The sequence below is a fragment of the Alsobacter metallidurans genome (genome assembly GCF_014636935.1).
GTDB lineage: Bacteria > Pseudomonadota > Alphaproteobacteria > Rhizobiales > Beijerinckiaceae > Alsobacter > Alsobacter metallidurans.
Map to the genome: position 1 here is coordinate 667,869 of NZ_BMES01000001.1, position 23,745 is coordinate 691,613.

Genomic DNA, 23,745 nt, shown 5'->3' on the forward strand with positions numbered 1-23,745 from the left:
GAAGCTGAAGCGTAAGCACGGCAAGCACTTCGCTGGTTTCATGACGCCCAGCGCTGATCACGCCGCCTTCTCCGACGCCCGGCGCCGTCGCGTCATCACCGATCTTGCTCCGGTTTTCGTGATCCCGCCGCCTCTGGCCGAAGCCGGGCGGGCGTGCCTTCGTGATCGTACGACGGCGACAACAGCCGCTCGGCCCATCTCGGGGAGGCGCACATGACCATGGACACCACGCTGCGGCCGGCGCTTCCGGCCATTCCGAGCCGGCGTACGATCGCGTGGCTGCTGATTGGCGGGTTCCTCGGCCTCATGGCTTGGGAAATCTGGGCGCGGTTCATCACCCCGCTGATCCTGGGCGGACCGCTGGAGCCGGCCGAACTCGTGATCTCACTCGTGCGCCGCTGGACCGGATACGAGCTGGCGCGCTTCCCGGCCGAGGTCGCCCATTACACTATCGGCATCGTTGGTTACCCGGTGCTCTACTACATCGTGTCGCGCAGCCTGAAGAGCTGGGCGCTGGTGCTCGATATCGGCGTCTGGGCGCTGTTCACGCTCTACCTCGCCGGCGTCGCATTCACGGGCGGCCTGATGATGGGCGCGGTGCTGTTCTGGCTGTTCGTCACCGTTCTCACGGCCACACGCTTCATCAACCCGAACAGCCTCCTGGCGGATTGCCTGAGCTGGGGCTCGTTCACCTGGTTCAACGCGCTTGGCATCATGGCGCCGCTGGCCGGCCTGCCCTTCCTGCTGCTGGAATGGGGCGGTGGGCTCTCGTTCATGAGCTACGCCGGCCACATCATCTTCGGCTTCGTGGCCGCGCTGGTGTTCGAGATGAAAGCCGGGCGCCAGGCCTGAGCGGCGGGGCCGCTCTCGGGGCGGCCTCGTTTCAGGGCTTCAGGGCCGCGCCTTTCGGGCGAGCCGGCAGGCTCTCCATCCAGCGAAACGCATCGGCGACCCAGCCCGCCTCGATCTCGTGCTCGCCGGCGTGGAGGCACAGCGTCAGCTCTCTCCCGCTGGCGCAGTGGCTCGCCGACCATGTGCGGCAGGCGAGCGCGCCCCGCTGCGCCTCCTGGTCCGGCTCGGCCACGCAGCCGTCGATGCTGCGCCACAACGCCATGCCGCGCAGCACGTCGCCCTGCTGCAGCGCGCCGCCGCGCAGCACGCGGCCGGCCATCGGCACGGTGCGATCGGCCAGCCCATGCACATGTCGCAGCGACACTGGCCCGCCCGGGCAACTCTCCGGCTCCGGCATCCAGAACGCGCCCGCGACGGGCGCGAACGCCGTGAAGCGGCCGGGCGTCTGGCAGGCGAGGCTCCACACCATGGAGCCGCCGACCGAGAAGCCGGTCGCGAGCACGCGCGTCTGGTCCACCGGCCAGCGGCGCTCGACGTCATCCAGCACGCGGCCCACGAACGCGATGTCGTCGCGGCCCGGAAACGCCTTGGACGGAAATGACCAGGATAGCGCTGACCCGTTCTCGGCCCGCCCTTGCGGCGCCACCAGGATGGCCCCGACGCCCTCCACCGCGTCAGCCAGCGTGGCGTCCGCCATCACGCCTTCGGCCGAGCCCGAATAGCCGTGGAAGAACATCACAACCGGGAGCCGCGCCTGCCCGTCCCACCGCGGCGGAACGCGGGCGTAGTACACGCCGTCAGCCACCGCGCACGGGATCTGGGCGTCACACGCGAACGCGTCCGGGGCGACCAAGGCCAGCAAGGCTGCGAGCGCACCAGGGATCAGGCGCATGGGATCGGGCGCATGAGCGCTCCTCCGGCGGTTGCCCGCACAGTAGCACCACCCCGACGGCCGTCATCCGGCTCACGCCGGCATCACGCGAACGTGTCGGCCGCTCACGCGGATGTTCGTGGCGCAACTGGGCGCCACACGGTCCGATGCGCCTCGAGATCTTCGAAGACATGGCCCGGAGGGCAGTCGCATGATCGTTGACGCGTATGCGGGGCGTCATTCCACCGGTAGTCCGGCCGCGGTCGCAGCCTTCGAGCAGGCGATCGCCAGCGTCGCCCGCCACCAGCCCGGCGCCGCCGAAGCATTGGATGCGGCTTTGGCGGCCGACCCCGACCTGATCGCCGCCCACGCGCTGCGGGGCTTCGCGGCCGTGATCCTGGCGCGCTCCGAGTGCGTCCCGGCCGCGGACGATGCCTACGCCCTTGCGGCCGCCGCGCTGGCGCGACGCCCCGACGTGACCTCGGACGAGTCCGTCCTGGTCCATGCCCTCGACGCCGCCCGGCGCGGGCGCTTGCGCGCCGCCGCCGACCGGCTCGACGCGCACCTGCACGCCGAGCCCGGGGCCTTTCTGCCGCTCAAGCTCTCGCACTCCCTGCGCTTCATGGCGGGCGACCTCGGCGGCATGCTTGCGCTGACGTCGCGGGTTCTCCCGGCCTGGACGGAGGACCGTCCGGGCGCGGGCTTCGTGCTCGGCTGCCACGCGTTCGGGTTGGAAGAAGCCGGCGAGCTCGCGCCCGCCGAGCGTTACGGGCTGCGCGCCGTGGAGCTCGAGCCAGGCGACGCGTGGGGGCTGCACGCCGTTTCTCACGTGCACGAGACGCAGGGCCGCACCCGCGAGGGCGCGTCCTGGCTCGAAGCCTCACGCCCGCGTTGGGCCGCCTGCAACAACTTCCGCTTCCACCTGTCCTGGCATCTCGCGCTGTTCGAGCTGGAGGAGGGGCATGTCGGGCGCGTGCTGGACCTCTATGACGACGAGGTGCGGCCGACGCGGACCGACGATTTCCGCGACGTCGCCAACGCGGCCTCGCTGCTGTGGCGGCTGTCGCAGGAGGGCGTCGACGTCGGCGACCGCTGGGCCGAACTGGCCGCCGTCTCGCGCCGCCGGACGCGCGACGTCACGCTGGTGTTCGCGTCACTGCACCACATCCTCGCGCTGGTCGGCGCGGGCCAGCGAGGCGACGCCCTCGCGCTCGCGGGGGAGATCAGCGCGCGGGAGCGGAGCGGCGGCGACCAGGGCAGGGTCGCGGGCCAGGTGGGGCGTGATCTCGCCCGCGTCATCCTCGACCTTGGCGACGCCGCCACGATCGCCCGCGCGGCGGCCGCACTGCCGCTGATCGGGGGCAGCCACGCCCAGCGCGACGTCTTTCTGCGCACGCTGGCGCTGGCGGCCGCCGACCGCGGCGAGCGCGACGCCATGGCGGTCGTGATGGGCTGCCGGGCCGCCTTGCGCCGGGAGGACCGGTTCTGCCAACTGGCGCATCAGCGCCTGGCGCGGGCCGAAGCCGCCCGCAGGCGCGTCGCCTGAGCGCAAGGTGGACCCTATGAACCGCATCGCAGACCGCATCGCCGAAACGCTCTACGCCGCCGGCGTCCGCCACGCCTTCGGGATGCCGGGCGGCGAGGTCGTGACCCTGCTGGACGCGCTGGAGCGCGCCGGCATCCGCTTCGTGCTGGCCCGCAACGAAACCGCGGCCGCCATGATGGCGGCGGCCGCGAGCGTGGTCGGCGGCGCGCCGGGGCTGCTGGTGACCACGCTTGGGCCCGGTCTCGCCAACGCGGTGAACGGCGTCGCGGACGCCGCGCAGGAGCGCACGCCGCTGCTGGTGATCTCCGGCGTGGTGGAGCGCTCGATCCGCGCCCGCTATACCCATCAGGTGGTCGATCACGCCGCCATGTTGCGGCCGCTCGTGAAGGCGTCGTTCGAGATCGAGCCCGAAAGCGCCGAGGCCACGATCGCGCGCGCGCTGCGCCTCGCCACCACGCCGCCTTTCGGCCCGGTGCACCTCGATCTGTCGCCCACGACGGCGGCGCTGCCGGCCCAGGGCGCGCCTGCTTCCCGCAACGGCGCTTCCCAACCGCTTGCGCCCGATCCGGCCGACCCCGCCGTCGCGGCCGTGCGCGAGCGCCTCGCCCGGGCCGAACGCCCGCTGCTGGTCGCCGGCTTCGACGCTGCCCGGGGCGGGGCGGCCGCCGCAATCTGCAGGCTGGCGGACACGCGGCGCATGCCGGTAATCACCACCTACAAGGCCAAGGGCGTCCTCGATGAGAACCACCCCTGCAGCCTTGGCGGGGCCGGGCTGTCGCCGCTCGCCGACACGATGCTGCTGGGGATGGTCCGCGACGCCGACCTCGTGCTGCTCGCCGGCTACGACCCGATCGAGATGCGCCCCGGCTGGCTCGGCGTTCCGCCCCATCCGGAGCGCGTGGTCGAGCTCGGCTGGCCGGTCGATCACGCCATGCACGAGGCCGGCCTGCGCCTGTGCGGCGATCCCGCCCAGTTGCTCGCCGCCCTTGCCGACGGCTGCGCGCCCGGCGAAAGCTGGCCCGGCGGCGCCGTGGCGGACGCACGGGCGGCGCTGGCCCGCGCCTTCGCGTCCCCGGCGGACTGGGGTCCGCACGCCGTGTTCGAAACGCTTGCCGAAACGGCGGGCGACCCCACCGTCACGATCGACAGCGGCGCCCATCGCATCCTCCTGAGCCAGATGTGGCGCGCCTCCCGACCCCTCTCGCTGCTGCAGTCCGCCGGCTGGTGCACCATGGGCAGCGCCATCCCGCTCGCGATCGGCGCGGCCCTCGCCGAACCCTCTCGCCGCGCCATCGCGGTGCTGGGCGACGGCGGCCTCGAGATGACGCTCGGCGAACTCGGGACAATCCGGGATCAGGCCCTGCCGCTCACCATCCTGGTTCTGCAAGACGAGAGCCTCGGACTCATCGAGCTTAAGCAGGCGGCCGCCGGCCTCACTCGCACAGGGGTTACGCTGGGGCGCACCGACTACACGGCAGTCGCGCGAGCCTTCGGAGGGCTAGGCGTCGAATGCCGCGACCGCGCCTCCCTGCGTTCGGCCCTCGCGGAGGCGGCCAGCCGTTCGGCGTTCACGCTGATCACATGCCCGATCGACGCGAGGGCCTATGTCGACCGCATCTGATGTTCCCGCCGCGCCGCGCGCGCGGGATCCGCGGCTCGATTTTTTTCGCGGCATGGGCATGTGCATCATCCTGATCGCCCATATCCCGTGGAACCCCTGGACCAACTGGATCCCGGCGCGCTTTGGCTTCAGCGACGCGGCCGACATGTTCGTGTTCTGCTCCGGCATGGCGTCCGCCATCGCGTTCGGGCGGGTGTTCGCGCAGCATGGCTGGCTGATCGGGACGTTCCGGATCCTGCATCGGCTCTGGCAGGTCTACTGGGTGCATATCTGCGCCTTCGTGACCGTGCTCACGCTCGCGATCGCGCTCGACCAGATGCTGGATGTCGATCACTACGTCCGCGAAGAGCTGAAGCTCCAGCCGGTGCTGGACGACCCGCGCACCTATCTGGTCAATCTGCTCACGCTCCGCTTCGTCCCGAACTATTTCGACATTCTGCCGATGTACCTCGTGGTGCTCGCGATGACGCCTGTCGCGATGGCGCTGGCTCGCGTGAGTCCCGCTTTGGCCGGCGCAGTCTCGGTGGCTCTATGGCTCGGCGCACAGGCCGGCGTGCTGGAGCTCACGGCGGACGCGACCACGGGCCGTCCGTGGTTCTTCAACCCGTTCGCCTGGCAGCTCCTGTTCTTCACCGGTTTCGCCTTCGCGCGCGGCTGGCTGCCCGCCCCGCCGCGCGACAGGCGGTTGGCGTTGGCGGCCGGTGGCCTGGTGGCGATCGGGATCCCGCTTGGTTGCCAGAACGAGTTCCAGTGCTATGCGGGATTCGGCGCGGCGCCGGCGCTCGGGGAGGCGCATGAGGCTCTGGGCGCCCTGATTGCGAAGACCAACCTCGGTCCGCTGCGCTACCTGCATTTTCTCGCCACCGCCTACCTGGCTTTTCTGGCCGTCGGGGAGGGCGGTCGCCGCCTCGCCGGTCGCGTGCCGGACGTGCTCCGGATGATTGGCAAGCAGACCCTGGCGGTGTTCCTCACCGGACTGGTGATCGCGCAGGGCCTCGGGGCGCTCTTGGACGTCGTCGGGCGGAGCCCGCTGTCCGCACTGCTGGTCAACCTTGCCGGTCAGGCCATCCTGCTGATCGCAGCCCTGATCGTCACGGCGGTGAAAAGCCCGCCCTGGCGCAAGCCGCCCGTACCGGATCGTCGGGCCTCGTCGCCTGCGGGCGCCAGGCCTCCGCGCGGTTCCCCGACAACGCAGGCCGCGGCGCCCGGCTGAACAGGTGTCGTCTGAAGATTGTTGACAATCGACAGCGACGGGGCATGATGCCCCCATGTCCGCGCATGAAGCCATCGCGTTCCTGAAAAGCCGGTCCCTGGGCGTTCTGATCGAGCCCGAGATCGAGCGGATGATCATGTCCGGCGAGATCAAGCCGGGCGATCGCATCAACGAGAACGCCCTTGCGCTGCGCTTCGGCACGAGCCGCGGGCCCATTCGCGAGGCGCTGCGCTCCATGGAGGCCGGCGGCCTCGTGGCGCTCGTGCCCAATCGCGGCGTTTATGTTCGCAGCCTCGATCTCGCCACCGCCTGCGCGATCTACGAGGTTCGCGCCGCCCTGTTCGGCATGGCGGGACGCTGCGCGGCCGAGCGCGCCGGCGCGGAGGATATCTGCAGGCTCGAGACGCTCGTGGCCGAGATGGACCGCGCCGTCGACGCTGGGGATTTCGAAACCTACTACCCGCTCAATCTTGCCTTTCACCAGGCCATCCTGGCGGCCTCCGGCAATCATTTGCTGGCTGCGCAATACGCCAGCCTGATCAAGCAGCTCCACCTCTACCGGGCGCGCAGCCTCGTGCAGGGCGGCGGCTTGCACGTGTCCAACCAGGAGCACCGCGCCATGGTGGACGCCATCGCGGCGCGCGACCCCGAAGCCGCCTCCCGCACCCATTTCGACCACGTGATGCGCTCGCTGGACCGGCTTCGCGCCGCGCCGGCGGCGCACGCCGCAACATAAGGCCAAGCCATGACGTCGCGCCCCATGACCGCGGAAGCGATCCGCTTCATCGAGACGGTCCGCTACGAGGACCTGCCCGAGGAAGCGCTGCGCATCGGCCGCCGCTGCATGGTCGACACGCTCGGCCTTTATCTGGCGGGCGGCCTGGAAGGCTCCGTCAAGATGCTGGCGGCGGACGCCATCGAGAATGGCGGCCGTCCGGACGCCTACGTGATTGCGGGCGGGAATGCGAAGGCGCCGGCGGCGCTGGCCGCCCGCGTGCTCGGCACCGCCGGCCATGCGCATGACTGGGACGACACGCAGGTGTCGCACGACCCGCGCCACGTCTACGGCCTTCTCACGCATCCTTCCGTGCCGCCCCTCACCGCCGCGCTCGTGATGGCGCAGCGCCTCGGCGGCGTCGACGGCAAGCGCTTCATGCTCGCCTTCCAGGCGGGCTTCGAGGTCGAGTGCAAGATCTCGGAGTGGATGACGGACCGCCACTATCGCCGAGGCCACCACACCAGCGGGACGGTCGGCACCTTCGGGGCCGCGACGGCGGCCGCCAAGCTCCTCGGCCTTTCGGGCGACAAGCTCGCACATGCGCTCGGCATCGCGGCCAGCTTCGCGGCCGGCATCCGCTGCAACTTCGGCACCATGACGAAGCCGCTCCATGTCGGCCGCGCGTCCGAGAATGGCGTCACGGCGGCGCTGCTGGCCGCGCGCGGCTTCACGGCCGATCCGGAGGCGCTCGATGGGCAGTGGGGCTTCTGGGCCGTGATGGGCGAGGGCGCGGACGAGAGCAAGTTCGAGCAGGGCTTCGGCAAGACGCTCACGATCGTGGACCCGGGCGTGAGCATCAAGCCGTACCCGTCGGGCATTCTCACGCACCAGTCCATGGACGCCATGCTGAAGCTCGTGCGCGAGCATGACCTCAAGCCCGACCAGGTCGAGACGATCCGCTTCTACGCCGGCAAGAACATCACCGAGCCGATCCGCTACCCGGTGGCGCAGAACCACCTTCAGGCCAAGTTCTCCATGCCGGCGCTGCTGTGCATGATCGTGCTCTGCCGCCGCGCCAGCCACCACGAGTTCGAGGACAGCTTCGTGGCCGGCGCCGCCATGCAGGACATGCAGCGCCGCACGCAGGTGATCAACGACCCCGAGATCGACGCCAAGGGCTACGACCTGATCCGCTCGCGCATCGAGGTCGACACCAAGGACGGCCGCACGCTCACCCAATGGGCCGACGAGCGCTATCGTGGCGGGCCATTGAACCCGATCAGCGACGCCGACCTCGAAGGCAAATTCCGCATGTGCGCCGAGGGCGCCATCGACAACGCCCGGCAGGACCAGTTGCTTGACGCCGTGCGCGGCCTCGACAAGGCGGCCGACGCCGCCAAGCTTGCCGAGCTGATGATCTACGACGCGGCCGCCCGCTAGGGCGACGGCGTATCGACGGTGCGGCCCACAAGGGCCGCAGGGCGCTCCGGGAACGCGCCAAAGGAGGAAGTCATGGGCAAGCTCAAGGCAGCAATGCGGCTCGCCGTGGCGGCGGCCGCTGTCGCGTGCGGGATCGGGATCGCGAAGGCCGCGCCCGAAGCCTATCCGCAGAAGGTCGTCACGCTGGTGACGCACTCCAGCCCGGGAGGCGGCAGCGACGTCTTCCTGCGCGAGATGATCAAGTACCTGAACCGCTACATCGACGCGACCTTCGTGGTCGAGAACGTGCAGGGCGGCAGCGGCGCGCGCGCGATGTCCAAGGTCGCGACCGCGAAGCCCGATGGCGCCACCTTCTACGCCATCACGCCGACTTATGTGTTCACCTCGCTGATGAGCAAGGTGCCGAGCACCTACAAGGACATGCAGCCCGTCGTCACCGTGTTCTCGGACGCCGAGGTGCTGTTCACCCGCACGGACGGCCCGTTCAAGTCGCTGAAGGACGTGATCGCTCACGCCAAGGAAAAGCGCGGCCGCTGGGGCGTCGCCAACCCGGCCTCGCTGGAGCGCCAGGCGGCCGAGCGCCTGAAAAAGGCGGCCGGCGTCAACGCCGCGATCGTCTCGCACGAGGGCGGCGGCGACATGATGATCAACGTGCTCAACGGCACGCTGGATGTCGGCGTCGGCGAGATCCAGGAGCTGCGCTCGCAGCTGGAGGCCGGCAAGGTGCGCCTGGTCGCCACCTTCAACAGCAAGCGCCTCGACGGCTATCCCAACGTCCCGACCGTCAAGGAGGAGGGGTTCGACGTAGTGGTCCAGAAGTTCCGCGGCCTCGCGGGTCCCAAGGGGCAGCCGCCGGAGGTGCTGGCCATCTGGGAGCGGGCGATGCGCGGCCTGATCGCGGATCCCGACTACAAGAAGGTCTACGCCGCCGAGAGCCTCGTCCCCGAGGTGCAGGGCTCCGCCGGCGCGACCAAGCTGGTCGACGATTTCGCGGCCGAGTCCGAGGCCTTCCTCAAGGAGGCGGGCGCGGCCAAGTAGCCGCCGCCGTCTCGAGCCGCAGGAGCGCGGGTCATGCACAAGGACATCCAGAGCGGCCTCGTGGTGGCCGCCGTGGGGTTCCTCTACCTCTGGGGCCTGCGCGGCATCAGCGAGACCACGCTGTCCGACGAGGTCGGTCCCACGGGCATTCCCTATCTGCTCGGGATCGGCCTTGCCTTGACCGGGCTCCTGATCGCCGCGCGTGGCGCGCTGGTGGCCCGCAAGGCCCAGCCCGCCGTCGCGGCCGCTCCGGCTCCTGACGATGACGAAGAGGCCGACGCCCCAGCCTGGCGCGCCATGAGCTTTCTGGGACTTGGCGTCCTGTTTATCGGCGCAGCCTGGCTGGCCGGCTACGTGGCCGCCGGGATCGTGCTGCTCGCCGCCACCGCGACCTTCGAGGGCATCCGGCCCTCCGCCCGACTCGCCGTGCTGGCGGTGGTTGGCGCCGTCGGGTTCTGGATCGTATTCGTGAAGCTGCTCGGCATCGACCTGCCGCACGGCGTGCTGTTCGGGGGCTGAGGCATGGACACCCTGCTGAAATGCCTGACGCTGCTGGTCGCCACCCCGCTGGTTCCGGCCGCCATCATCGGCCTCGTCTGGGGCATCATCGGCGGCGCCCTGCCGGGCATCTCGGCTTCCGTGACGATGTCGCTGGTGCTGCCCTTCACCTACGCGATGGACCCGATGGTCGCCATCGTGCTGCTGGCCTCGGTCTATATCGGGGCCGAGTATGGCGGCTCCATCCCGGCCATTCTGATCCGCACGCCGGGCACCAACTCGGCCGCCGCCACCGTGGTGGACGGGTACGAGATGAAGCGCCAGGGCCGCGCCGGCGAGGCGCTCGGCATCTCGCTGTGGTCGGGCGTCATCGGCAGCCTGTTCGGGCTCGTGATGCTGATCGGCTTGACCGAGCCGCTGTCGCGCATCGCGCTCGCGTTCAAGCCGATGAGCTACTGCGCGCTGGGTCTGCTCGGCCTCAGCATCATCGCTTCGCTGTCGGGCGGCTCGCTGCTGAAGGGCCTCGCGGCCGCGCTGGTCGGCATGATGGTGTCCACCATCGGCATCGATCCGATCTCGGGCGTGGATCGCTTCACCTTTGGCCAGCCGGACCTGCTGAACGGCGTCAAGCCCATCATGGTTATGGTCTCGCTGTTCGCCGTGAGCGAGCTTCTGCGCCAATCAGGCAGCAAGAGCGTGGCGCTCGGCCAGCAATCGGTCCGCATCACCCTGCCGAACCTTGCAATGATGCGCCGGCTGATCAAGCCACAGTTCATCGGCTGCATCACCGGCACGGTCGAGGGCCTGATGCCGGGCGGCGGCGGCTCCATCGCGGCGTTCTTCTCCTATAATGAGGCCAAGCGCTGGTCGAAGCACCCGGAGGAGTTCGGCAAGGGCTCGGTCGAGGGCGTCGCCGCCCCGGAGGCCGCCAACAATACGGTGGCGAGCGCCTCGCTGATCCCGCTGCTCAGCTTCGGCATCCCGGGCTCCAACTCGGCCGCGGTGCTGCTGGGCGGGCTCCTGATCCACGGCCTGCTGCCCGGGCCGCGCCTTTTCGAGCAGAACGCCGACGTGGTGCTGGGCCTCTACACCGGCTCGCTGGTCGCCACGATCGCGCAGATCGCGGTCGGCATCGTGATCATGCCGGTCTGCATGTGGCTAGTGAACCGGCCGCGGCCCTATCTGGCGGCTTTCATCTACCTGCTGGTGCTGTCGGGCATCTACACCATCAACGGCAGCCTGTTCGACCTCGGCATCGTGCTGTTCGGCGGCCTCGTCGGCTTCCTGATGAAGGCCTTCGGCTACCCGTTCCTGCCCGCCGTGCTGGGCGTGGTGCTGGGTCCGATCGTGGAGTCCAACTACCGGCGCTCCATGCTGCTCTCGGGCGGCGACCTCTCGATCTTCCTCGACGATCCCATCGCGGTCGGCTTCCTGATCACGGCCGTCCTGTTCCTGTCCTGGTCGCTCTGGCGCGAGTGGCGTGACGCCGTCGCGCGCCGGACGGAGGTGAAGCCCGCATGAACGCCCCCCCGAAGAGCGACGCCCCGGTCGCGGCCTCGCTCGCCCGCTTCGCCGTCGAGACGAGCCGGAAGCCCCTGCCGGACGCCGTGCGCGAGACCGTCCGCCTCCTGCTGCTCGACGTCGCCGGCCTTTGCCTTGCGGCGCGCGACACCGACTACGTTCGCGCCGGCCTCGCCAGCGTGGCGTCCGAGGGGCGCTGCACGGCGCTCGGCCATCCGGGCGGGCTCGGCCCCTACGACGCCGCGCTGGTGAACGGCCTCGCGGCCCATGGCGAGGATTTCGACGACACCTTCGAGGGCGGCCCCGTGCACGCCGGCGCGGTGGTGGTTCCGGCCGTGCTGGCCATCGCGGAGCATCGCGGGCTTTCTGGCGATGCCGTGCTGCGCGGCGTCGCGGTCGGCACGGAGCTGATGTGCCGGCTGAGCCTGGTCGCCCCGCAGGCGATCCACAAGGCGGGGTTCCACCCCACCGCGGTGCTGGGCGCCCCTGCGGCAGCCGCCGCCGTCTGCGCGGCGCTCGGGCTGGACGGGACGCAGACGCTGAACGCCATCGGGACCTCCGGCAGCCTGGCGTCCGGCATCATCGAATACCTGTCCGACGGCAGCTGGACCAAGCGGCTCCACGCCGGCGCGGCCGCGCAGGCCGGCATCCGCGCGGCGCTGCTGGCCGAGGGCGGCTTCTTCGGCCCGTCCACCGTGCTGGAAGGCAAGCACGGCTTCTACAAGGCCTTCGCGCCCTCCCGCGCCCCCGATTTCGCGCCGCTGCTGGACGGCCTCGGCGAGCGCTGGGTGCTGCAGGACATCGCCTTCAAGCCCTACGCATGCGGAACCATGACGCAGCCCTTCGTGGACTGCGCCGTGAAGCTCGCCGCCCAGGGCGTCAGCCCGGAGGACGTCGTCGCGATAGAATGCCGGGTCGGCGAGGGCACGGTCCATCGGCTGTGGGATCCCATCGCGCTCAAGCGCCGGCCGCCCAACGGCTACGCGGCCAAGTTCTCGACCCCCTACTGCATCGCGGTCGGCTTCATCGACGGCAAAGCCGGGCTGGAGCAGTTCACCGAGGAGCGCGTGCGCGATGAGCGCGTTCTCGCGCTCGCCGCCACGGTTTCGTACGTGGTCGACCCCGAGGACGAATACCCGCGCAACTTCACCGGCCATATCCGCGCGACGCTGCGCGACGGCAGCGTTCGCGAGGTCACCAAGGGCCATATGCGCGGCGGCGCGCGCGAGCCCCTGACCGCCGCGGACATTCGCGCCAAGTTCGACGACAACGCCCGCTTCGGCGGCTGGACCGAGGCCGCCGCGCTCGCCGAGGCTCTCGACCGGATCGCCGCCGGCGGCTCGGTGGATCTCGCCGCCGGCCGTGCCGGCCAAAAGGAAACACGCCCATGAACGGCGAACTCAGCCACCGCAATGTCCTCGTCACCGGCGCGTCCAAGAACATCGGCCGCGCCATCGCGCTCGATCTCGCGGCCGGCGGCGCCCGGGTGGCGCTCGTCGCCCGGCAGGATCGCGCAGGCCTCGAAGCCGTGGCGCGCGAGATCGAGGAGGCGGGCGGGCCGCGCCCGGTCGTGCTGCTCGCCGATGTCTCGGACGAGGCGTCCGTGCGCCGCATGGTGGAGGACGCCGCCGCGCAACTGGGCAGCCTTGACGTGCTGGTTAACAACGCCGCCGTCCGCAACGAGGCGCATTTCGAGGACCTCACCTTTGCGCGCTGGCGCGAGGTGATGGCGATCGCGCTGGACGGCGCCTTCCTGTGCTGCCAGGCCTGCCTGCCGCATCTCTCCAAAGGCGGGGAGGGAGCCATCATCAACATCGGCGGGCTCACGGCCTACACGGGAGCGCGCGACCGAGCCCATGTGGTCGCCGCCAAGGCGGGGCTCGACGGCCTCACCAAGGCGTTGGCGCACGATCTCGCGCCCAAGGGCGTCACCGTGAACCTCGTCTCGCCGGGCCTGATCGACACCGTGCGGGGCGGCCCGACATCGGCCGCCGAGCCCACGCATCACAAGACGCACGCCACGCTGCTCGGACGGCGCGGCAAGCCCGCCGAGGTCGCCGCCATGGTGCGCCTGCTGGCGGGCCCGCAGGGGCGCTTCATCACGGGCCAGACCATCCACGTGAACGGCGGGGCCTATCTGCCGTGACGGCGGCGGCGGACCCCGCAGCGTTCGGCCTGGCCGGCTTCGCCGGGGCCGACTTTGCGGCGACCGCCACCCTCGTGGCGCTAGCGGCCTTTCTGGGCGCGCTGTTCAGCGCCCTCACGGGCTCCGGCGGCGCCATCATCCTCTCGCTCGCGCTCGCGCCCGTGATCGGCGTCGCCGCCCTGGTGCCGACGCTCAGCGTCGCGCTGCTGATCACCCACGTGGCGCGCGTTGTCGCGTTCCGCCACAGCATCGACAGGCGCGCCGCGACCATGATGGCCGGGTTCGCGGTTCCGGGCTGCGCGTTTGGCGCGGTGATCTACGCCTGGCTGCCCGAGCGCGCCATCGCGGCCATGCTGGGCGTGTTCCTGCTCGTTCTCGTGATCGTGAAGCGGTCGCTGGCGTCCCGCATCGCGGCGTCCCGTCTCGCCCGGCTCGGTCCCGCCGGCCTTGCGGGCGCGTCCGGCCTCTTCGGCGTCCTTTCTGGCGCGACCATCGGCGGCGGCGTGCTCGCCCTGCCGATCCTCGGCGCCGCGGGGTTGGTCGGATCGCCGCTCGTGGCCACGGACGCGGCGGTCGGCTTGGCGTTGCAACTCACCAAGGCGATCGTGTTCGGGGGAGCGGCTACGCTGACGGCCGAGTTGTTCGGCCTCGGCCTGCTGATCGGCCTCTGCATGGTTCCGGGCGTCACGCTGGCGAAGTCGCTGCTCTCCCGCATGTCGCTCCACGTCCACGGCCTGATGATCGACGGCGTGATCGCGCTCGGCGCGCTCGGCTTCATCCGGCAGGCGCTGAAGGGATGACGCGCGATTTCGAAAACAGTCTATTGTTGACAATCTGAACCGCCCTGGCCCATCGTGGCCATCACGGCGCCGCAGAGCGCCAGGAGGCGATCGTCGAAATCCCGTGCGGGACGAGGCGCCGCTTCACAAACCGGGAGGAGGTCGCATGGCCTTCGTCGAGCTTTCGCAGCTGTCCAAGTCCTACGGGAAGCTGACCGTCGTCGATCGCGTGTCGCTCTCCATCGAGAAAGGCGCGTTGGTGTGCCTGCTCGGCCCTTCGGGCTGCGGCAAAACCACGACCTTGCGTCTCGTGGCCGGCTTCGTCGATCCCACGGGCGGCGAGATCCGGGTCGGCGGCCGGGTGTTGTCCGCGCCGGACGTCACCACACCGCCCGAGCGCCGCAACATGTCGATGATCTTCCAGAGCTACGCGCTCTGGCCGCACATGACGGTGTTCGAGAATGTCGCGTATGGGCTCTCCATCAGGGGCCTCTCCAAGGCCGACATCAAGACGCGGGTCGACAACATCCTGAGCGTCGCCAAGCTATCGCCGTTGGCCGAGCGCTACCCGTCGGAGCTCTCCGGCGGGCAGCAGCAGCGCGTGTCGCTGGCCCGCGCGCTGGTGGTTGAGCCCGAAACGCTGCTGCTCGACGAGCCGCTCTCCAACCTCGATGCAAACCTGCGCGAGGAAATGCGCTTCGAGATCCGCCGCCTTCACGACCAGTATCGCTACACCACCATCTACGTCACCCACGACCAGGCCGAGGCCATGACCACCGCCGACGTGATCGTGGTGATGAACCAGGGCCGCATCGAGCAGGCGGGCTCGGCCGAGGACATTTACAAGCGGCCCCGCTCGGAGTTCGTCGCCCGCTTCATCGGCGGCACCAACATCCTGAAGGGCCGGCGCTCGGGCGACCAGGCTGTGGACTGGGGCGGCATCAAGCTCACCTGCGGCGATGGCGAGTTCGCGGCTGCAGACGAGACGGCGGTGTCGATCCGGCACCACGACATCCGCATCGCCACCAATGCGCCCGTGGACGGCCTCAACTGGGCGCCGGGCGCGGTCTCACGCCAGGTCTTCCTCGGCTCGCACCGGGACTACCTCATCGATCTTTCGAATGGCGAGACGGTGCGCGCGGTTGCGCCCCCGGATGTAGCCATTCCGAAAGGGCAGCCGGTCTGGCTCCAATTCCCCCCGGAACACTGCCGGGCGCTGGCTCAATAGAACAAGGAGGAAACGTCATGAAGCATTTCGTCCTCGCCGCGGCTGCGGCCGTCATGTGGCTCGCGCCGCATGCTGTCCAGGCCGCGCCGCCCGCGCCCTACGAGCCCGACCAGGCCCTGGTCGAGGCCGCCAAGAAAGAGGCCAAGGTCGTCTGGTACACGTCCACTGACGTGCAGGTGTCCGAGAAGATGGCCAAGGCTTTCGAAGCCAAGTATCCGGGCATCGACGTCCAGGTCGAGCGTTCGGGCGCCGAGCGCGTCTACCAGCGCATCAACCAGGAATATGGCAGCAAGATCTACAACGCCGACGTGATCGAGACGTCGGACGCCGTGCACTTCCTGGTGTTCAAGCGCGAGGGCATCCTCGCCCAGGCGTTGCCCTCCGACGTCGCCAAGAGCTGGCCGGCCGAGGCCAAGGACCCGGACGGCTTTTACGCGGCCTACCGCGCCCACCTCTCGGTGATTGGCTACAACACCAAGCAGGTGAAGGCCGAGGACGCCCCCAAGAGCCACGCCGACCTGCTGCTCCCCAAGTGGAAGAACCGCATGGTCAAGGCGCATCCGGGCTATAGCGGTACGGTGCTGACCGGCACGGCGGCGCTGAGCAAGCTGCTCGGCTGGGAATATTTCGAGAAGCTCGGCCAGCAGAAAGTCATGCAGGTCCAGTCCTCCACCGAGCCGCCGAAGAAGCTCGCACAAGGCGAGCGCTCCATCATGGCGGACGGCAACGAGTACAACCTCTTCCTGCTGCGTGAGACCGGCGTGCCGATCGAGGTCGTCTACGCGCAGGAGGGCAGCCCCATCGCGATCGGGCATGCGGGTCTTCTGAAGAACGCCGCGCACCCCAACGCCGGCAAGCTCTTCTACGCCTTCATGTACACCCAGGAGGCCCAGCAACTCGCCAGCGATGTCGGCGGCCTGCGCTCCTTCCACCCGGGCGTGAAGGAAAAGGAGGGCCGCGTGCCGCTCTCGAAGATCAAGGTGCTGTTCACCGACCCGGCCGAGGTCGAGAAGCAGATCGAGACGATCAAGAAGAAGTACGAGGAATATTTCGGGACCTAGTCCACCACTCCGGCGCCCGGCGGCCAGTTCGCCGGGCGTCCTTTACGACGGCGAGGGGCGAGGAAATTCCGGAATGACGGTTGCGATCGAACGGACACTGCCGGTGCGACGCTTCGCCTTCGACTGGTCGAAGCCCGTTTTCATCTCTCTTGTGCTCGTGCTGGGCGGCCTTGTTCTGCTGCCGCTGTTCTGGCTCGCCTATTACAGCGTGCTCGCCAAGGACGGCTCGCTCTCGCTGGAGAATTTCCGCGCGCTCGTCACCGATCCCACCCTGCGCAAGCCCTACGCGATCGCGATGGGGATGGCGCTCGCCACCGGCGCGCTCTCCTGCCTGATCGCGACGCCGCTCGCCTGGCTCACCGCGCGCACCGATCTGCCCGGCCGTGGCGTAGTGCGGGCCTTCGTGACCGCCTCCTTCGTGACCCCGCCCTTCCTGGGCGCCATCGCGTGGGAGATCCTGGCCGCCCCGAACAGCGGCATCCTGAACGAGATCTACCGCTGGGCCTTTGGCCTGGAGCAGTACGAGTATCTCTTCGACATCTACACCTTCGAGGGGCTCGTCTTCGCGCTCTCCTGCTACACCTTCCCGTATGTGTTCACGCTGGTCGCCAACGCGCTGGACCGCGTGCCGACGGACCTGGAGGAAGCCTCCGCCATGCTGGGCGGCGGCGTCTGGACCACGCTGCGCAAGGTGACGCTGCCGCTGGTGCTGCCCGCCATGCTGGCCGGCGGCCTCGTCGCGATCCTGCAGGCGCTCACCATGTTTGGCACGCCCGCCATCCTGGCGCTGCCGGCGGGCTTTCACGTCATCACCACCAAGATCTGGAGCCTGTTCCAGTATCCGCCCAAGCCCGGGCTGGCGGCCGCCAGCGCATTGCCGCTGCTGCTGATCACCGTGTTCCTGATCTGGGCGCAGGCCAAGATCATCGGGCGCCGCGGCTACACCACGGTGGGCGGCAAGAGCGGCGCGGCCCGCATCACGCCGCTTGGCCGTTACCGCTGGGCCGCAGTCGCCTTCGTTACGGTGGTGCTCAGCATCACGGTGATCATGCCCTATCTGGCGCTGCTCAAGACCGCCGTGACCCGTACGGTGTCGGAGCCGTTGACCTGGTCGAGCTTCACGCTGCACCACGTCAACTTCGTGCTGTTCGAGTTCTCGGCCACACGCCTTGCGCTGCAGAACACGCTCGTCCTTGGCGTCATGACCGCGACGGCCGGCACCGCGATCGCGCTGCTCGTGTCCTATCTGGTGGCGCGCCGCTCGGTCGCGGGCGCGTCGCTGCTCGGCTATCTCGCCACCGCGCCGGTCGCGATCCCGGGCATCGTGCTCGGCGTGGGCCTTTTCCTGAGTTATTCCAGCCCGCCCTTCATGCTCTACGGCACCATCTGGATCCTGTTCATAGCCTTCCTGACCATCGAGATGCCGGCCGGCTACCAGCAGCTGTCCTCGGCCTTCAAGAGCATCCATCCCGAGCTCGAGGAGGCGAGCCGCATCCTCGGCGCCACCCGCATGATGGCGTTGCGCCAGATTACCGCCCCGCTGCTGCGCACCAGCGTGGTGGCCACCTGGTGCTTCGTGTTCATCGGCACCATCCGGGAGCTCTCGGCCACGATCCTGCTCACCACCGCCGAAACCAAGCTGGTCTCCGTGATCATCTACGACCTCAACGAAAGCGGCGACCTCGGCGCCATCTCGGTGCTCGGCCTCCTGCTGCTGGGCGTGTCCTTCGCGATCGTGTTGCTGGCGAACAGGCTGCCGGTGCTGGGTGGCCGGCGGATCACGGCGCTGCGGTGACCGGCGTTCCCTTCTCCCCGGCACGGGGAGAAGGTGGCCGAGCGCAGCGAGGTCGGATGAGGGGAGCGGCCCAGCCGGGAGCATGGCCGCAACGCCCTCACCCCAGCCCTCTCCCTGTTCCAGGGAGAGGGGGCCGCCCGCTCACTTCCCGAACAGCGCGTCCTTGCTGGTGAGCACGTGTTCCTCCATTTCGCGGCGGGAGGCCTCGGCGTCGTGCTTCTTGAGCGCGGCGAGGATGCGCCGGTGCTCGGCGTTGGAGACCTTCATGCGCCCCGGCGCGTCGAGCGTGCGGCGGCGGAAGAGGTGGGCTTCGCGCTGGATCGCGTTGCACAGCGAGAGCAGCCGCTCGTTGCCGGTGAAGCCTACGATTTTTTCGTGGAAGCGCAGGTTGAGCGGGTAGAAGGCGTTCAGGTCCTCGGCCTTGGCGGCCTTGTCCATGTCGTTGATCAGCGCCTGCAGCTCGGCCGCCTGCGCGGTCGTGATGATGGGCGCCAGCAGCCGCCCGGCCATGCCCATTAGCGAGGCGCGGATGTCGTAGAGCTCGGCGGCGGCCTTGTTGTCGAGCTCGCGCACGAACACGCCGCGGTTGACCACGACCTCCACGAGGCCGCTCTGCTCCAGTCCCCGGCACGCTTCCCGGATAGGGCCGCGGCTGACGCCGAGCCGCGTCGCCAGCGCGTTCTCGTTCAGGCGGTCGCCGCCCGCGAGCTCGCCCATCTCGATCATGCGCTCGAGCTCGCGGCGCACCAGCGAGGTGAGCGACTCGGTGCGGCGGATCTTCAGGGCGAGCGTCGGGTCCACGGGCGTTCCGCAATTGACCAAAGAAGCAACCTTCCTGAACGCAGATCGACATCCGCGCAAGCGAAATCCGGCGGCGAAAAACTGTTGACAATTCACAATCCGGCGACGAGCCTGAGGGAGACGCGGCGCGAAGCCGTGCAAAGCATTCGCCCCAGCCGGGCCTGGCCAACCGCCAGGGAGGAGATCGAGATGAGCGCCAAAACCGCCGCGGATCGCGCCGACACGACATGGTACGTCGCCGAATTCGTTCATGACGTGCAGGCGTCCGACCTGCCGTCCGATGTCGTCGCTCTGGGCAAGAAGTCGATCCTCGACGGTCTCGGGCTGGCCCTTTCGGGCTCGGTCGCGCGAAGCGGCGAACTCGTCCGCCGGCACCTCGACGACCTCGCGCTGGGCGATGGCCCCGCGACCGTGATCGGGACCAACCGCCGCGTCGCGCCACGCTTCGCGGCCTTCGCCAACGGCGTCGGCGTCCACGCGGACGATTACGACGACACCCAGCTCGCCGTGGCGTCGGACCGCGTCTACGGCCTGCTCACGCACCCGACCGCGCCGGCCCTGCCGGCCGCGCTTGCGATGGGAGAGGCCAGGGGCGCCAGCGGCCGCGACGTGATGCTGGCCTACCATCTCGGCGTGGAGGTGGAGTGCAAGATCGCCGAGGCGATCGACCCGCGCCACTATCAGACCGGGTTCCACGCCACCGCCACCTGCGGCACTTTCGCGGCCGCGTCCGCGGCGTCGAAGCTGATGGGGCTCTCGGCCGAGCAGATCACCCGCGCGCTGTCGGTCGCCGGCAGCCAGTCGGCCGGCCTGCGCGAGAACTTCGGCACCATGACGAAGCCGTTCCACGCCGGGCGCTCCTCCGAGAGCGGCGTCGCGGCGGCGCAGTTCGCCGACTATGGCTGGACCGCCACGGACAAGATCCTGGAAGCCCCGCGCGGCTTTTTCCGCGCCGCCGGCGGCGGCTTCGACCGCAACGCCATCATGGGCAAGCTCGGCGCGCCCTGGACCTTCGCGGAGCCGGGCATTTCCATCAAGCCGCATCCGTCGGGCTCGCTCACCCATCCGGGCATGACCGAGATGCTGCGGCTCATCCGCGAGCATGGCGTCAAGGCCGATCAGGTCGAGAGCGTGCGCGTCGGCACCAACTCCAACATGCCCAACGCGCTGATCCACCATCGCCCCACCAACGAGCTGCAGGCCAAGTTCTCCATGGAGTTCTGCATGGCGATCCTGCTGATCGAGGGCCGGGCCGGGCTCAACGAGTTCACCGACGAGGTGGTGATGCGCCCGGACGTGCGCGCCATGATCGAGCGCGTCGACTTCGGCGTGAACGACGAGGCCGAGCGCGCCGGCTACCACCTGATGACCACCATCATCGACATCGCGCTCAAGGATGGCTGCACCATCTCGGGCCGCGCCGACTTCGGCAAGGGCAGCCCCTCCAACCCGATGAGCTACGAGGAGGTCGCCGACAAGTTCCGCGAATGCGTGGAGTTCGCGCGCTTCGACAAGCAGAAGGCCGAGACCGTGGTCGCGATGGTGCGCGACCTGGAAGACCTCGGCTCCATCGAGCGCCTCACCGCCGCCCTGCGCCCCTGAGGCCGCGGTGGACGACAGGCCGCAACGCGAGCCCCTGCAGGCCGGCCGCTTCGGCCGGCTCGCGCCGCGCGATCGCTGGGCCCCGGTGCGCATCGTCGCCACGCTGGCGCTGGGCTTCGCGGCCGGCTGGGCGGCGAGCCGCGTCGGCCTGCCGCTCGCCTGGATGCTGGGCCCCATGCTGGCCACGGCGGCCTGCGCGATGCTCGGCTGGGCGCCCACGCCTGCGCCGCGCAGCCGCGAGTTCGGTCAGGCGGTGATCGGCCTCGCCATCGGGCTGCGCTTCACGCCCGTGATCCTGGCTTCCACCGCGACGCTGCTGCCCGCCATGGCGGTCGCCACGCTGGGCGTGATCCTCATCACCACTGCGGCCGCGCTCGCGGTGCGCGCCATGATCGGCCTCGATCGCCAGACCGCGTTCTTCGCCACGGCGGCCGCCGGCATGGCCGAGATGGCGATGCTGGCCCGCGACCGCGGCGCGGACTCCGAGGCGGTCGCGGTGTTCCACGCCATCCGGGTCGGCACCATCGTGACGGTGGCCCCGCTCGCCGTGTACGCGTTCGGGTCGGACGGCGGCATCCCGGATCTCGGCCAGACCGGCGTCGTGCCGCCGCTGCCGCTCGCCCTGATGCTGGCCGGCGCAGTCGCGGCGGCGCTGCTCGCCCGACCGGCGCGCATCCCCAATCCCTGGCTGTTCGGCCCGGCCATTCTCGGCCTTGCCCTGGCGGCCTCCGGGCTCGTCGCCGGCTCCATGCCGCCCTTGCTGCTGATCGTCGCCCAGGTGGCGCTCGGTGTGGCGCTGGGCGCGCGCTTCCAGCGCAGCCTCATGATGCGCCTGCCAAAGGTGGCGGCCTGCGCCTTCGCGGTGTCGCTTGGCCTCGTAGCGGCGGCGGCGGGCCTCGCCTACGGGCTCTCGGCCGCCACGGGGCTGTCCTACGGCACGAGCTTCTTGGCCGTCGCGCCGGCCGGCGTCACCGAGATGGTGCTCACCGCCAAGGTGATGCACCTCGACACCGCCAGCGTCACGGCCTTCCACGTCATGCGCATCGCCGCCATCACGGCGACGACGCTGCTCACCCTGCGCGTCTACGAGCGCCTCGCCGGCTGGCTGGACGCGGCCTGATCCCATGGAGTTCACGCATGCCTGAAGCCCACCTCGTCGTCGGCGTCCTGAACGGCGACGACATCGGCCACGAGATCGTGCCGGCATCCGTGGAGGTCGCCAAGGCGGCCGCCGCCCGCACCGGGCTGGTGGTGGACTGGCGCCCGACGCCGATCGGCCGCAGCGCGCTGGATACCCATGGCTCCACCATGCCGGAGGGCACGCTGGAGACGCTGGGGAGCTTCGACGGCTTCATCCTGGGCCCGATCGGCCACCGCGCCTATCCGAAGGTGCCGGGCGCCATCAACCCGCACCCGATCCTGCGCAAGCACTTCAACCTTTTCGCCAATGTTCGCCCGACGCGGTCCTTCCCGGGCATCGGCTGCCTTTACGACGACGTCGACCTCGTGATCGTCCGCGAAAACAACGAGGGCTTCCAGCCGGACCGCAACGTGGTGGCGGGCTCGGGCGAGTTCCGTCCCACCGACGAGGTCACGATCTCGGTGCGCGTCATCACTCGCACGGGCAGCCGCCGCGTCGCCCGCGCGGCGCTGGAGCTGGCCCGCAGCCGCCGCAAGCACCTCACGATCATCCACAAGGACACGGTGTTCAAGCTCGGCTGCGGCATGTTCGTGGAGGAGTGCCGCAAGGCCGCGCTCGACTTCCCGGACGTGCTGGTGGACGACGTTATCGTCGACACCTTCGCGATGCGCCTCGTGCGCGATCCGCAGTCTTTCGACGTGGTGGTCACCACCAACATGTTCGGCGACATCCTCAGCGACGAGGCCGCCGGCCTCGTGGGCGGCCTCGGCATGGCGCCCGGCCTGTGCATCGGCGAGGGCGACATCGCCATGGCGCAGGCCACCCACGGCTCCGCCCCCGACATTGCCGGCAAGGGGATCGCCAATCCCTACGCGATGATCGAGTCCACCCGCATGCTGTTCGACTGGCTCGGCCGCAGCCGCAACGTGCCTCAGGCCGTCGAGACGGCCGCCCTGATGCAGCGCGGAGTCGAGGCCGCGCTCGCCAATCCGGAAACCCGCACGGGCGACATCCGCGGCTCCGGCGGAACCGCCGACATGGTGCGGGGGATCATCGAAGGCTTGGGACGCTAGCGGCTCGCCATGGTGAAACCGTCATGCCGGGCTTGTCCCGGCCGTCCGCGCAGGCGCTCCGCTTCTCACAATTCCCGGCCAAAGTGCCGGCTCAGTTCCTGAACGCCTTTCGGCGTCACCTCGAGCGCGCGGGTTCCGGCCATGCGCCGAACCCACCCGCCATCGAGGCACCATCGGCAGAGCGCCGCCCCCACGGCTCCGGCGATGTGCGGCCGACGCTCGCTCCAGTCGAGGCACGGCCTGCAGAAGATTCGGCCGCGCGCCGGCCCGGTCGGGGGATCGAGCGTCATCCCGATCCCGCGCAGGAATGCAAAGCCGTCCGGCGTCAACGCGGCGCCGTCGTCCGACAGGTCGAGGCGGCCGCTGGCCACGAGGCTGTCCGCGATCCCGACCGCGATCTCGCCGGCCAGGTGGTCGTAGCAAGTCCGAGCGCGCCGCAGCGCCGCATCGCGCGGGCCGACCCTGGGCCGCCGCGTCGCCGCGCCGTTCTCCAGCCCACCCGCGACCGCCATCAGGCTCTCCAGCATGGCGGCGACCTGCGGGGAGGCAAGCCGATGGTAGCGATGCCGTCCCTGCTTCTCCACGGCCAGCATTCCGGCCTGGGTTAGCTGGGCGAGGTGCCCACTCGCGGTGGCCGCCGTAACGCCCGCCACCGCGGCGAGTTCGGACGCTGTCAGCGCGCGGCCGTCCATCAGCGCCGCCAGCATGCCAGCGCGGGCGGGTTCGCCGACGAGAGCCGCCGTGGCGGCGAAGGCCGAGATGGTCGTCATGGGTTCCTCGCGAGCGCCATCATGCCCGCGC

21 protein-coding genes are annotated in these 23,745 nt (G+C 70.0%); 18 read left to right on the top strand and 3 right to left on the bottom strand.

The features are described 5' to 3' along the window. Positions 1-213: 213 nt before the first annotated feature. On the top strand, positions 214-852 hold the full coding sequence (locus IEV99_RS02885) for a hypothetical protein (RefSeq protein ID WP_188516213.1): 639 nt from the start codon (positions 214-216) through the stop codon (positions 850-852). Positions 853-883: 31 nt separating this feature from the next. Here IEV99_RS02885 and IEV99_RS02890 read toward each other — a convergent pair whose 3' ends face one another. After that, on the bottom strand, positions 884-1,744 hold the full coding sequence (locus tag IEV99_RS02890) for a CE1 family esterase (protein ID WP_188516214.1): 861 nt from the start codon (positions 1,742-1,744) through the stop codon (positions 884-886). Positions 1,745-1,934: 190 nt separating this feature from the next. Here IEV99_RS02890 and IEV99_RS02895 point away from each other — a divergent pair, with 190 nt between their 5' ends. The 14 genes from IEV99_RS02895 to IEV99_RS02960 all read left to right on the top strand — a co-directional run bounded on the left by IEV99_RS02895 (position 1,935) and on the right by IEV99_RS02960 (position 18,327). Next, the gene (locus IEV99_RS02895) at positions 1,935-3,269 is read left to right on the top strand and encodes a tetratricopeptide repeat protein (RefSeq protein ID WP_188516215.1); all 1,335 of its coding nucleotides are present in this window, start codon (positions 1,935-1,937) and stop codon (positions 3,267-3,269) included. Positions 3,270-3,285: 16 nt separating this feature from the next. After that, positions 3,286-4,890 (top strand): thiamine pyrophosphate-binding protein, encoded by a 1,605-nt coding sequence (locus IEV99_RS02900; protein ID WP_188516216.1) that lies wholly within the window; start codon positions 3,286-3,288, stop codon positions 4,888-4,890. Further along, positions 4,874-6,103 carry an OpgC family protein gene (locus tag IEV99_RS02905; protein ID WP_188516217.1) on the top strand — a complete coding sequence of 410 codons (1,230 nt, stop codon included), beginning with the start codon at positions 4,874-4,876 and terminating at the stop codon, positions 6,101-6,103. The genes IEV99_RS02900 and IEV99_RS02905 overlap by 17 nt, the downstream gene beginning before the upstream one ends. Before the next feature lie 55 nt (positions 6,104-6,158). Next, positions 6,159-6,839: an FCD domain-containing protein gene (locus IEV99_RS02910; protein ID WP_188516218.1), complete on the top strand. Its 681-nt coding sequence runs from the start codon at positions 6,159-6,161 to the stop codon at positions 6,837-6,839. A 9-nt stretch (positions 6,840-6,848) separates the two neighbouring features. After that, complete coding sequence (locus tag IEV99_RS02915; protein ID WP_188516219.1) at positions 6,849-8,261, top strand: MmgE/PrpD family protein; 1,413 nt, start codon at positions 6,849-6,851, stop codon at positions 8,259-8,261. Positions 8,262-8,333: 72 nt separating this feature from the next. Then, positions 8,334-9,299 (top strand): tripartite tricarboxylate transporter substrate binding protein, encoded by a 966-nt coding sequence (locus tag IEV99_RS02920; RefSeq protein ID WP_244643509.1) that lies wholly within the window; start codon positions 8,334-8,336, stop codon positions 9,297-9,299. Positions 9,300-9,332: 33 nt separating this feature from the next. After that, on the top strand, positions 9,333-9,818 hold the full coding sequence (locus IEV99_RS02925) for a tripartite tricarboxylate transporter TctB family protein (RefSeq protein ID WP_188516220.1): 486 nt from the start codon (positions 9,333-9,335) through the stop codon (positions 9,816-9,818). A gap of 3 nt (positions 9,819-9,821) precedes the next feature. After that, entirely contained in the window at positions 9,822-11,318 is a 1,497-nt protein-coding gene (locus IEV99_RS02930) for a tripartite tricarboxylate transporter permease (protein WP_188516221.1), read from the top strand. Continuing rightward, positions 11,315-12,709, top strand: a complete 1,395-nt coding sequence (locus IEV99_RS02935) for an MmgE/PrpD family protein (protein ID WP_188516222.1) — start codon at positions 11,315-11,317, stop codon at positions 12,707-12,709. The genes IEV99_RS02930 and IEV99_RS02935 overlap by 4 nt, the downstream gene beginning before the upstream one ends. After that, a complete protein-coding gene (locus tag IEV99_RS02940) occupies positions 12,706-13,464 on the top strand; it encodes an SDR family NAD(P)-dependent oxidoreductase (RefSeq protein ID WP_188516223.1) in 759 nt (252 codons plus the stop codon). Before IEV99_RS02935 ends, IEV99_RS02940 begins: the two co-directional genes overlap by 4 nt. Then, positions 13,461-14,264, top strand: coding sequence for a sulfite exporter TauE/SafE family protein (locus IEV99_RS02945; protein ID WP_188516224.1), 804 nt, complete (start codon positions 13,461-13,463; stop codon positions 14,262-14,264). The genes IEV99_RS02940 and IEV99_RS02945 overlap by 4 nt, the downstream gene beginning before the upstream one ends. A 145-nt stretch (positions 14,265-14,409) precedes the next feature. Continuing rightward, on the top strand, positions 14,410-15,471 hold the full coding sequence (locus tag IEV99_RS02950; protein WP_188516225.1) for an ABC transporter ATP-binding protein: 1,062 nt from the start codon (positions 14,410-14,412) through the stop codon (positions 15,469-15,471). 17 nt (positions 15,472-15,488) lie between these two features. After that, on the top strand, positions 15,489-16,532 hold the full coding sequence (locus tag IEV99_RS02955; protein WP_188516226.1) for an ABC transporter substrate-binding protein: 1,044 nt from the start codon (positions 15,489-15,491) through the stop codon (positions 16,530-16,532). A 73-nt stretch (positions 16,533-16,605) separates the two neighbouring features. Beyond that, positions 16,606-18,327 (top strand): ABC transporter permease, encoded by a 1,722-nt coding sequence (locus tag IEV99_RS02960; RefSeq protein ID WP_188516227.1) that lies wholly within the window; start codon positions 16,606-16,608, stop codon positions 18,325-18,327. A 141-nt stretch (positions 18,328-18,468) separates the two neighbouring features. Here the strand turns inward: IEV99_RS02960 and IEV99_RS02965 are convergent, their stop codons facing one another. Then, positions 18,469-19,128 (bottom strand): FCD domain-containing protein, encoded by a 660-nt coding sequence (locus IEV99_RS02965; protein ID WP_188516228.1) that lies wholly within the window; start codon positions 19,126-19,128, stop codon positions 18,469-18,471. 189 nt (positions 19,129-19,317) lie between these two features. On the opposite strand from IEV99_RS02965, the gene IEV99_RS02970 reads away from it, so the two are divergent. Genes IEV99_RS02970 through IEV99_RS02980 form a run of 3 tightly spaced genes read left to right on the top strand, consistent with a single transcriptional unit; the run spans position 19,318 to position 22,944 of the window. After that, positions 19,318-20,730 carry an MmgE/PrpD family protein gene (locus IEV99_RS02970; RefSeq protein ID WP_188516229.1) on the top strand — a complete coding sequence of 471 codons (1,413 nt, stop codon included), beginning with the start codon at positions 19,318-19,320 and terminating at the stop codon, positions 20,728-20,730. A 7-nt stretch (positions 20,731-20,737) separates the two neighbouring features. Continuing rightward, positions 20,738-21,850 carry an AbrB family transcriptional regulator gene (locus IEV99_RS02975; protein ID WP_244643516.1) on the top strand — a complete coding sequence of 371 codons (1,113 nt, stop codon included), beginning with the start codon at positions 20,738-20,740 and terminating at the stop codon, positions 21,848-21,850. A gap of 17 nt (positions 21,851-21,867) precedes the next feature. Beyond that, positions 21,868-22,944: an isocitrate/isopropylmalate dehydrogenase family protein gene (locus IEV99_RS02980; protein WP_188516230.1), complete on the top strand. Its 1,077-nt coding sequence runs from the start codon at positions 21,868-21,870 to the stop codon at positions 22,942-22,944. Positions 22,945-23,009: 65 nt separating this feature from the next. On the opposite strand, the gene IEV99_RS02985 is transcribed toward IEV99_RS02980, so the two are convergent. Beyond that, positions 23,010-23,714, bottom strand: a complete 705-nt coding sequence (locus tag IEV99_RS02985; RefSeq protein ID WP_188516231.1) for an ArsR/SmtB family transcription factor — start codon at positions 23,712-23,714, stop codon at positions 23,010-23,012. Positions 23,715-23,745: the final 31 nt, after the last annotated feature.

What these genes read in the sequence shown, in the direction of transcription:
- IEV99_RS02885 (WP_188516213.1), top strand. Translation starts at nt 214, where the DNA reads ATGACCATGGACACCACGCTGCGGCCGGCGCTTCCGGCCATTCCGAGC.
- IEV99_RS02890 (WP_188516214.1), bottom strand. Translation starts at nt 1,744, where the DNA reads ATGCGCCTGATCCCTGGTGCGCTCGCAGCCTTGCTGGCCTTGGTCGCC.
- IEV99_RS02895 (WP_188516215.1), top strand. Translation starts at nt 1,935, where the DNA reads ATGATCGTTGACGCGTATGCGGGGCGTCATTCCACCGGTAGTCCGGCC.
- IEV99_RS02900 (WP_188516216.1), top strand. Translation starts at nt 3,286, where the DNA reads ATGAACCGCATCGCAGACCGCATCGCCGAAACGCTCTACGCCGCCGGC.
- IEV99_RS02905 (WP_188516217.1), top strand. Translation starts at nt 4,874, where the DNA reads ATGTCGACCGCATCTGATGTTCCCGCCGCGCCGCGCGCGCGGGATCCG.
- IEV99_RS02910 (WP_188516218.1), top strand. Translation starts at nt 6,159, where the DNA reads ATGTCCGCGCATGAAGCCATCGCGTTCCTGAAAAGCCGGTCCCTGGGC.
- IEV99_RS02915 (WP_188516219.1), top strand. Translation starts at nt 6,849, where the DNA reads ATGACGTCGCGCCCCATGACCGCGGAAGCGATCCGCTTCATCGAGACG.
- IEV99_RS02920 (WP_244643509.1), top strand. Translation starts at nt 8,334, where the DNA reads ATGGGCAAGCTCAAGGCAGCAATGCGGCTCGCCGTGGCGGCGGCCGCT.
- IEV99_RS02925 (WP_188516220.1), top strand. Translation starts at nt 9,333, where the DNA reads ATGCACAAGGACATCCAGAGCGGCCTCGTGGTGGCCGCCGTGGGGTTC.
- IEV99_RS02930 (WP_188516221.1), top strand. Translation starts at nt 9,822, where the DNA reads ATGGACACCCTGCTGAAATGCCTGACGCTGCTGGTCGCCACCCCGCTG.
- IEV99_RS02935 (WP_188516222.1), top strand. Translation starts at nt 11,315, where the DNA reads ATGAACGCCCCCCCGAAGAGCGACGCCCCGGTCGCGGCCTCGCTCGCC.
- IEV99_RS02940 (WP_188516223.1), top strand. Translation starts at nt 12,706, where the DNA reads ATGAACGGCGAACTCAGCCACCGCAATGTCCTCGTCACCGGCGCGTCC.
- IEV99_RS02950 (WP_188516225.1), top strand. Translation starts at nt 14,410, where the DNA reads ATGGCCTTCGTCGAGCTTTCGCAGCTGTCCAAGTCCTACGGGAAGCTG.
- IEV99_RS02955 (WP_188516226.1), top strand. Translation starts at nt 15,489, where the DNA reads ATGAAGCATTTCGTCCTCGCCGCGGCTGCGGCCGTCATGTGGCTCGCG.
- IEV99_RS02960 (WP_188516227.1), top strand. Translation starts at nt 16,606, where the DNA reads ATGACGGTTGCGATCGAACGGACACTGCCGGTGCGACGCTTCGCCTTC.
- IEV99_RS02970 (WP_188516229.1), top strand. Translation starts at nt 19,318, where the DNA reads ATGAGCGCCAAAACCGCCGCGGATCGCGCCGACACGACATGGTACGTC.
- IEV99_RS02980 (WP_188516230.1), top strand. Translation starts at nt 21,868, where the DNA reads ATGCCTGAAGCCCACCTCGTCGTCGGCGTCCTGAACGGCGACGACATC.
- IEV99_RS02985 (WP_188516231.1), bottom strand. Translation starts at nt 23,714, where the DNA reads ATGACGACCATCTCGGCCTTCGCCGCCACGGCGGCTCTCGTCGGCGAA.